The sequence below is a fragment of the Rhodopseudomonas sp. B29 genome (genome assembly GCF_000333455.1).
Taxonomy (GTDB): domain Bacteria; phylum Pseudomonadota; class Alphaproteobacteria; order Rhizobiales; family Xanthobacteraceae; genus Rhodopseudomonas.
Window position 1 is genome coordinate 1 of sequence record NZ_BADD01000521.1, and the last position, 9437, is coordinate 9437.

Annotated in this window: 4 protein-coding genes and 2 pseudogenes; 3 read left to right on the forward strand and 3 right to left on the reverse strand. The window is 64.3% G+C overall.

Going from position 1 to position 9437, the window contains the following annotated elements; genetic code table 11:
- A pseudogene (locus tag I5M_RS18420) lies at positions 1 to 445 on the reverse strand (amino acid--tRNA ligase-related protein); the annotation flags it as partial.
- Between I5M_RS18420 and I5M_RS30080 the strand changes: the two are divergent.
- The 3 genes and pseudogenes from I5M_RS30080 to I5M_RS18435 all read left to right on the forward strand — a co-directional run.
- A pseudogene (locus I5M_RS30080) lies at positions 438 to 3354 on the forward strand (efflux RND transporter permease subunit); the annotation flags it as partial. The pseudogenes I5M_RS18420 and I5M_RS30080 sit on opposite strands and share 8 nt — an antisense overlap.
- Positions 3355 to 6468: an efflux RND transporter permease subunit gene (locus tag I5M_RS18430; protein WP_022722743.1), complete on the forward strand. Its 3114-nt coding sequence runs from the start codon at positions 3355 to 3357 to the stop codon at positions 6466 to 6468.
- Between the two features lie 7 nt (positions 6469 to 6475).
- Positions 6476 to 7198, forward strand: coding sequence for a tRNA-uridine aminocarboxypropyltransferase (locus tag I5M_RS18435; protein ID WP_022722744.1), 723 nt, complete (start codon positions 6476 to 6478; stop codon positions 7196 to 7198).
- 25 nt (positions 7199 to 7223) lie between these two features.
- Here I5M_RS18435 and I5M_RS18440 read toward each other — a convergent pair whose 3' ends face one another.
- Together I5M_RS18440 and I5M_RS18445 are read right to left on the reverse strand one after the other, a co-directional pair.
- Positions 7224 to 8447, reverse strand: coding sequence for an acyltransferase (locus I5M_RS18440; RefSeq protein WP_022722745.1), 1224 nt, complete (start codon positions 8445 to 8447; stop codon positions 7224 to 7226).
- A gap of 88 nt (positions 8448 to 8535) precedes the next feature.
- The gene (locus I5M_RS18445; protein WP_083909617.1) at positions 8536 to 9408 is read right to left on the reverse strand and encodes a L,D-transpeptidase; all 873 of its coding nucleotides are present in this window, start codon (positions 9406 to 9408) and stop codon (positions 8536 to 8538) included.
- Between the last annotated feature and the right edge of the window lie 29 nt (positions 9409 to 9437).

A 9437-nucleotide genomic window follows, 5' to 3' on the forward strand; every position in this document is an offset into this window, starting at 1 on the left:
ATCGCCTGGGGCGATGATTGCGGATGCCACCGGAAGCGATCTCGTAGCCGTTACAGGTGATGTCGTACTGGAACGCCTTGATGGTCAGCGGATCCAGCGACGTCAACGCGCCCATGCCGCCCTGCGGCATCGAAAACGGGTTGTGCGAGAAGTCGACCTTCTTGTCGTCCTCGTTGTACTCGTACATCGGGAAGTCGACGACCCAGGCCAGCGCGAACTGATCCTTGTCGACAAGGTTGAGCTCTTCACCAACGCGGGTGCGCGCCAGCCCGGCAAACTTGACGAACTTCGCCGGATCACCGGCGACAAAGAACGCGGCGTCGCCTGCCTTGAGGCCGAGCGCGGCGCGGATCGCTTCGGTGCGCTCCGGACCGATGTTGTTAGCAAGCGGACCGGCGCCCTCGCCGCCTTCGCGCCACATGATGTAGCCGAGGCCCCAGATCCCGTCGCTGACCGCGATGACCTCGACCTCGTCGTTCGGCGTCAGCCAGGTGCAGCTCCAGTTCGACCTCAACCGCGACATTGACGGCGCCACGCAGGACGTCCAGGCGGCGATTAATGCGGCGGCCGGTGTCCTGCCGAAGAACCTGCCGTATCCGCCGGTCTACGCCAAGGTGAACCCGGCGGATGCGCCCGTGATGACGCTGGCGCTGACCTCCGACACCTCGTCGCTGCGGGCGATGAGCGACATCGCCGACACGCTGCTGTCCCAGCGCCTGGCGCAAATCTCCGGCGTCGGCCGGGTGTCGGTGCTGGGTGGCATGAAGCCGGCGGTGCGGGTTCAGGCCGATATGGCGCGCCTCGCCGCTTACGGCATTTCGATGGAGGATCTGCGCACGGCGATCGCCAACGCCAATGTGTCGGGCCCGAAGGGCTCGCTCGACGGCGCACAGCAATCCTACACCATCGCAGCCAACGACCAGATCAGCGCCGCCGAGGCCTACAAGCCGATCATCGTCGCCTATCGCAACAGTTCGCCGGTCACCATCGGCGACGTCGCCCACATTATCGACGGGCTGGAGAACGAGAAGACCGGCGCCTGGTACCAAGGCACGCCGGCGGTGGTCATCGACATCCAGCGCCAGCCCGGCGCCAACGTCATCGACGTGGTCAAGGGCATCCGCGACGAGATCCCGAAGGTGCAGAAGGCGATCCCGGCCGGGGTCAAGCTGACCATCGTCAGCGACCGCACTGTCACCATCCGCGCTTCGGTGCACGACGTGCAGTTCACGCTGATCCTCAGCGTCTTGCTGGTGACGCTGGTGGTGTTGCTGTTCCTGCGCTCGATGCGGGCGACCATCATCGCCGGCGTGGCGCTGCCGCTGTCGCTGATCACGTCGTTCGGCATCATGTATTTCGCCGGCTTCAGCCTCGACAACCTGTCGCTGATGGCTCTGACCATCGGCACCGGCTTCGTCGTCGACGACGCCATCGTCATGATCGAGAACATCGTCCGCCACATGGAGGAGGGCGAAAGCCCGATGCAGGCGGCACTGTCCGGCGCCTCCGAGATCGGTTTCACCGTGATCTCGCTGACGATGTCGCTGATCGCGGTGTTCATCCCGCTATTGTTTATGTCCGGCCTTGTAGGTCGCATGTTCCGCGAATTTGCGCTGACGCTGACGATTGCGGTCGTCACCTCGGCGATCGTGTCGCTGACGCTGACGCCGATGATGTGTTCGCGGCTGCTCAAGCACACGCGCGACGAGTGGCAGATCCCGGGCCTCGCCACCATCACCGCCTGGATCGACCGCGGCGCCGAGGCCTATCACCGCAGCCTGCTCTGGGTGCTGAAACATCAGCGCGCCACGCTGGTGGTGACGCTGCTGACCATCGTGGCGACGCTGGGGCTCTACGCGATCGCGCCGAAGGGTTTCCTGCCGTTGCAGGACACAGGCTCGATCACCGCAGTGACGGAAGCCGGGCCTGATGTGTCGTTCGCCGAGATGAAAGCGCGCCAGATCGAGACGGCAGCCGCCATCAAGGCCGACCCGGATGTCGTCGGCGTGGTGTCGGCGATCGGCGCCGGCTCGGTCAATCCGACGCCTAATGTCGGCCGTCTGGTGCTCACGCTGCGGCCGCGCGGGGCAACGCAACTCAGACGTTTCCGAGGTGATCGACCGGCTGAAGCAGCGTGTCGCCGGCATTCCCGGCATGACGGTGTATTTCCAGGCCGTACAGGACGTGCAGATCTCGACGCAGTCGAGTCGCTCGCAATATCAGTACGTGCTGACCGCGACCGACGCCGCCGAGCTGTCGACTTGGGCCAGTCGGCTGGTTTCTGAACTGCGCCGCGATGCGGTGTTCCGCGACGTCTCGTCTGAGAACCAACAGACGGGTCTGCGCGCCGCGCTCGACATCAACCGCCAGCGCGCCGGTCAGCTGGGCGTCAACGTCCAGGCCGTCAACGACGCGCTCAATGACGCCTTCGCGCAGCGGCAGATCTCGACGATCTATGGCCAGGCCAACCAGTATCGCGTCGTCCTGGAAGCGATGCCGATGTATCAGAAGGATCCGTCGATCCTGTCCAAGCTCTACGTCGCCGGCAATGCCGGCGCCCAGGTGCCGATTTCGGCGGTGGCCGAGCTGAAGCGCACCACGGCACCGTTGGCGATCTCGCATCAGGCGCAGTTTCCTTCCGCAACGCTGAGCTTCAATCTGGCGCCCGGCGCTTCGCTCGGTGAGGCCGTCCAGGAAATCAAGAACATCGAGACGCGCATAGGCATGCCGAGTTCTATCGTCGGCATCTTCTATGGTGACGCCGCCGAATTCGCCAAGGCGCTGAACGGCCAGCCCTGGCTCATCCTGGCGGCGATCGTGACGATCTACATCGTGCTCGGCGTGCTCTACGAGAGCTACATCCATCCGATCACCATTCTATCGACGCTACCGTCTGCCGGCGTCGGCGCCATCCTGGCGTTGATGCTGTTCGGGCAGGATCTGTCGGTGATCGGTCTGATCGGCATCATCCTGTTGATGGGCATCGTCAAGAAGAACGCCATCATGATGATCGACTTTGCGCTCGAGGCCGAGCGGCACCGGGGTCTGTCGTCTTATGACGCGATCGTGCAGGCGTGCTTGCTGCGCTTCCGCCCGATCATGATGACGACGCTGGCGGCGTTGTTCGGTGCGCTGCCATTGGCGGTCGAGAGCGGCACCGGCTCGGAGCTGCGCTTTCCACTCGGCATCTCGATCATCGGCGGCCTGTTGGTGAGTCAGGTGCTGACGCTCTACACGACGCCGGTCATCTACCTTGCGCTCGACCGCATCAATCGCCGGCTTGAGCGCGCGCTGCCGCCGGTGCCGCCCACCACGCCGGACGCGCCGCTGGCCGGCGCCGGGGAGGCGCTTTAGATGGCGTCGATCTCCGACCCGTTCATTCGCAGGCCGGTCGCCGCCACGCTGCTGGCGATCGGACTGCTGCTGGTCGGGATCGTCGCTTACGTATTTCTGCCCGTCGCGGCGCTTCCCAACGTCGATTTTCCGATGGTGATGGTGTCGGCGACACGGCCGGGCGCAGATCCGTCGGTCATGGCCTCGACGGTCGCGGCGCCGCTGGAGCGGCGGCTCGGCGAGATTTCCGGGCTCGACCAGATGACGTCGACGAGTTCGCTCGGCACCACGCGGATTCAGCTGCAGTTCTCGATCGGCCGCAATCTCGATCGGGCCGCACGCGATGTCCAGGGCGCCATCAACGCGGCGGTCAGCGATCTGCCCAGCGACCTGCCGACGTTGCCGACCTTCCGCAAGTTCAATTCGGCGGCCGCGCCGGTATTCATTCTGGCGTTGACGTCGAAGACGATGCCGACCAGCGCAATCTACGACGTGGCCGACACCGTGCTGGCCCAGCGCATCTCGCAGGTGCCGGGCGTCGGTGATGTCACAGTGTCGGGCGCCGATCAGCCGGCAGTGCGCATTGCGCTGAATCCCGTGGCTCTCTCCAACGCCGGCATTTCGACCGATGATGTACGCACCGCGATCGTCAACGCCAATGCGATCGGGCCGGTCGGTGCGTTCGACGGGCAGCGGCTCAGCGAGACCATCGCGACCAATCCGCAGATGCGCCGGGCCGCGCAGTTCGCCGATATCGTCGTGAAGAGCGATCCGGTGGCCGGGACGTTGCGGCTGTCCGATGTCGCCACCGTCTCGGATGCGACGCGCAACAGCCGGCAGATTGCCTGGTTCAACAAGCAGCCTGCGGTGCTGATTCAGATCACCAAACAGGGCGACGCCAATGTCATCGAAACCGTCGACCGCGTCAAAGCGCTGATTCCCGAGCTGAAGCAGTGGATCCCGGCCGGTGTCGACATCTCGGTCGTCACCGACCGCACCGGCACCATCCGCGCCAGCGTCGACGACATGCAATGGACGCTGCTGGCCACCGTCGTGCTGGTGATGGTGGTGGTGTTCGTGTTCCTGCGCCGGCTGACGCCGACGATCGCGGCGGGCATCTCGGTGCCGCTGGCGCTGGCCGGCACCTGCGCCGGCATGTGGGCGCTCGGCTTCTCGATCAACAATCTGTCGCTGATGGCGTTGGCGATCGCGGTCGGCTTTGTGGTCGACGACGCCATCGTGATGATCGAGAACATGTACCGCAATCTCGAGCACGGCATGGCGCCGCTGCCGGCGGCGATGGCGGGGGCGCGGCAGATAGGCTTTACGGTGCTGTCCATCAGCCTGTCGCTGGTCGCGGCCTTCGCGCCGCTGATCTTCATGACCGGGCTGGTCGGCCGCCTGCTGCGCGAATTCTCACTGACGCTTACCTTCGCGATCGCGGTTTCGACCGTCGTATCGCTGACCATCACGCCGATGATCTGCGCGCACTACATCCGCGCCGAAGCGACGCCGCGACACAATCTGTTCGATCGGATCGTCGAGGGTACGCTCAATGGGATTGTCAGGTTCTACGCTTTCACGCTGCGCGCGGTGCTGGGCTTTCCCGGCCTCACCATGCTGGTGTTTGTGGCGACGATCGCGCTGACGGTCGTGCTCTACATCAAGGTCCCGAAGGGGCTCTTCCCGAGCGACGATTCCGGCTTCGTCATCGGCGCGACGCGCGCCTCGGCCGACATCTCGTTCCAGGCGATGCGCAAGCTGCAGGAGGAGCTCGCCGACATCGTGATGGCCGATCCTGCGGTGAATGGCGTCGGCTCGGTGCTGGGCGGAGGAGGCGGGCCGGGCGGCGGCGGTTCCAATCGGGGCACCATGTTCATCAATTTGAAGCCGCTCGCCGAGCGCGATGGCCTCACCACCGACCAGGTGATCGACCGGATGCGGCGCAATCTGGGCCGTGTCGCCGGCATCCGCCTGTTCATGTTTGCTGCTCAGGATCTGCGCGCCGGCGGCCGCCAGAGCGACTCCAACTATCAGTACACGTTGTCCTCGACGGATCTCGGCCTGTTGCAGCAGTGGGGGCCGATCGTCAGCAAACGCATGCAGACGGTGGAAGGAATCACCGACGTCTCCAGCGATCGCGACGATGGTGGCCTGCAATTGACGCTGTCGATCGATCGCACAAGGGCGTCGCAGCTCGGCGTCAAGGTTCAGGATATCGACAACGCGCTCAACAACGCATTCTCACAGCGCCAGATTTCGACCGTGTACACCCAGCGCAACCAATATCAGGTGGTGCTGGAGATCGATCCTAAATTCCAGGTCGATCCGACCGATCTCGACCACATCTACGCTGATAGTTCGAGCGGCTCCCAGGTGCCATTGTCGGCTGTGGTGCACGCCACGCGTGGGCTGTCGCCGCTGGCGGTGTATCACTCGCAATCGGTGCCTTCGACGACGATCTCGTTCAACACGCTGCCCGACGTGCCGCTGCAGACGGCCACCGATAATATCCAGCGCGCCGTCGACGAGCTGCACATGCCGGAAGGCATTCGCGGTTCGTTCGACGGCAATGCCGGCGACCTCGGCAAGTCCAACAGCGCACAGCCGCTACTGATCCTGGCAGCGTTCGCAGCGATGTATATCGTGCTCGGCGTGCTCTACGAGAGTCTGGCGCATCCAATCACCATCATCTCGACGCTGCCCTCGGCCGGCCTCGGTGCGTTGCTGGCGCTGCAGGTCACGGGGACGCCGCTGACGGTGATCGCCTTCGTCGGCATCATCATGCTGATCGGCATCGTGAAGAAGAACGGCATCATGATGGTCGACTTCGCGCTGGAGGGCGAACGCCAGCGCGGGCTGCCGTCGGCCGAGGCGATCTTCGAGGCTTGCATCGTCCGCTTCCGGCCGATCCTGATGACTACTCTCGCTGCGATGTTCGCCGCGATCCCGCTGGTGGTCGCGGTCGGTCCCGGCACGGAGCTGCGCCGGCCGCTGGGCATCACCATCATCGGCGGCCTGCTGGTGTCTCAGGTGCTGACGCTGTACACCACGCCAGTGATTTATCTTCTGATCGACCGGCTGCGCCAGCGCCGCCGGCGACGCCAGGCGCCGCTCGCGGCCCCGGCCGAATAGGCCCGTGATGACCGACGAACCCCATGATGCGGCTGCGACCGAGGTCGTCGCCGACTGCCCGCGCTGCGGCAAGCCGCTGCCGCTGTGCATCTGCGACAGCGTCGAGCCGCTGCAAAGCCGGATCAAGCTGCTGATTCTGCAGCACCCGCAGGAGCAGGACCGCGCCCTCGGCACGGCGCGACTGACGGCGCAGCATTTCAAGGACGCGGTGGTGAAGATCGGCCTGTCGTGGCCGAGCCTCGCCAAAGCGCTCGGCCGCCCGGTCGACGATCCGTCGCGCTGGGCCGTGCTGTATCTCGGCTCGGCGCATGCCGCCGAACTGGCGCACGGCCGTGACGTGCTGGCAATCGATAGCAAGGGCCAACCTCTGCCGCATCAGGATGCGGTGCTCGAGGATATCGAAGGCGTGGTGCTGCTCGACGGCACCTGGAGCCAGGCCAAGGCGCTGTGGTGGCGCAACGCCTGGATGCTGAAATGCACCCGCGTGATCCTCGATCCGGCCGCGCCGTCGCGTTACGGCAAGCTGCGCAAGGAGCCACGCCGCGACGGACTATCGACGCTCGAGGCTGCGGCGATGCTGCTGTCGCGGCTGCAAGATCGTCCCGACATCGAGACCGCGCTGCTGGCGAGCTTCGACCGGATGCTCGTGCGGTTTCGGCAGGTGCAGAAGGAACTGCCGGAGCTGGCGCCGAAGCCGAAGAAGCGCGACTGGCGCAGGCGACGCGGATAACGCCGTTCGACCCGGACGCTTCAGTTCAGGGCGCCTGTCGGCTGCGCTCGAACAGCCTGAGCGGCGCCGCTTCGGCGATCGTGGTCCGGAGCCAGCCGGCAGGACCGGCCACCAGCCTGTTGAGCGTTCTGACCCACCATCGATCGAAATAGGCGACGGGCAGCGCGAGCAGCAAGGTGGCGGCCACAGTGACGGCGAAAGTCGCGATCACCTTGAGCGAGTCAGGAGTGCCGTCCATCTTCAAGAAGACAAAGGCCGACAAGGAGCAGATGATCGGAATCTGAACGAGGTAGATCGGGAACGACAAGAATCCGAGTGCCTTTCCGATTTGCCCTCCGAACAGCATCCGGATGCTGCCGAGACTGAGGAATGCGTTGATCAGCAGCACGGCCGCGACGGTATGGAACAGGACGCGCAGGCGGAGCGGCTGAAGCGAAGTGATCGGGTTGAGGACCGCGTAGGAACCTTCGGCGCGGGCCGATATGAGGTTTTCGTGGTAGCCGAGCAGCAACACGATGATGACGGCTGCAGCCGGGACCTGCCAGCCGCGCCACTGCCATGTCCGCCCCTGGCTGTAGAGCTTCGCTTGCCACACGCCGACGAGGAAGCAGCTCATGAAGGGACTGAAAATGAACGACACGACGAAAGCCACGGCGAGGAAGATCTTGGCATCGCGCTCGCGTGGAAAGCGCATATACGCCATGGCCGCCCCGATGGCGATCATGCTTCCCCAGAACTCGTAGTACATCGTCCAGAGGTTGCTGTTGTAGCTACTGGCGCGATTGAAGAACGTCAGCGCTCCCTGGTTGACGGCCTTCGGAATCTCCAGGATTCCGGTGCTGGTCCAGGTGTAGAACCACCCCAGCCACAATGACGGGATCGACTTGCCGGCCTCGATGTTTGCGTAGCTCTGCAAGGCCATGAGCAGACCCGCAAAGCCGCAGGTAATCATCACGGTCACGGCAAGGCGTGGCCATCGCTTCGCTGCCCCCGTGATTGCCTGCGCCAAACTCCCCGAACGGAACAGACCCAAGGTCAGCACGAAGCCGGACAACACAAAGAAGATGATGACGGCTGCTGAGCCGTTGACGAGCGCGAAGGCCGGCGTGCCAAACAGCGACAACGGCTGCTCAGGATAGAGCAGGCCGTGCAGTCGCGGGGTGAAGCCGAGCATGAAATGGTGGAGCAGAACCACGATAGCCGCCAGCCCGCGCAGGGCTTCGAGCTCGACGATGGATTTCCCGTTCATATTTAGACATAAGCAGCAATAATTGGCATTTGCAAAATGCTTTCTGCCGGCCGGAAACGCCCCGAAGTGGTGGCTTCGGTCGTGGCGATCACTGCGGTCCGTCGACAAAATCGACCGGGGTGCCTTTGCTCAGCAATCCGGCGATGCGCTGGGCGTCCCAATTGGTCAGCCGCACGCAGCCGTGCGACTCGGCCTTCGACACCTTGCCGGGTTCGGGCGTGCCGTGAATGCCGTAGCCTTGCGCCGACAGGCCGATCCACATGATGCCAACCGGATTGTTCGGACCGGGCTTGATCTCGAACGGCTTGCGGGATTTCACACCCTTGAAGTGATAGTCGGGATTGTAGCGATAGAACGGGTTCGGGCTGATCTCGGTGACCTTCAGGGTGCCGCTGGGCGACGGCTTCTCTTCGCTGCCGACGGTCGCGGGATAGAAGGCGATCATCTGATTGGCGCTGTCGAACACCTTCACGGTCTGCCGCGTCTTGTCGACCTCGACACGCTGGGCCTTGTCGGTGGTTGGGGCCGCGGGCGTGGTGTCGACCACCGTGATGGTGTCACCGGCCATCTTGAAATGCTGCCCGGGATTGAGCGCGGCCAAGAGCCCACGGCTCATGTGGAATCGTTCGGCCAGTTCTTCCGACGCGTTGGTGTAGCCGAGCCGCGGCAATCGCTTCATGGCCTCCATCTTGGTTGGCAGCCTCTTCACGAAAGGTCCATCGACGTCCTTTTTCGTCAGCGTGTAGGTCGTCAACACCGGGCGGTTGTCGGTCGACAGCTTGCTCCAGACGTCGGCCGACATCTGATCGGAGCTCGGCAGTTGCTGAGCTTCGCTGTAGGCGCGTAGTGCCTTTTTGGCGTTCTCACCGAGCCGCCCGTCGATCTCGCCGGAAGAAAAGTGGGCCCGATCGAGCAGGACCTGGACGCGGACACCGAGCGGCGTCGGGTCATCGCTGTTCAGCTTGTCGCCATTCGGAGAGGCCGCAAACG

Coding starts and splice junctions, on each gene's coding strand:
- I5M_RS18430 (WP_022722743.1), top strand. CDS start 3,355: ATGGCGTCGATCTCCGACCCGTTCATTCGCAGGCCGGTCGCCGCCACG.
- I5M_RS18435 (WP_022722744.1), top strand. CDS start 6,476: ATGACCGACGAACCCCATGATGCGGCTGCGACCGAGGTCGTCGCCGAC.
- I5M_RS18440 (WP_022722745.1), bottom strand. CDS start 8,447: ATGAACGGGAAATCCATCGTCGAGCTCGAAGCCCTGCGCGGGCTGGCG.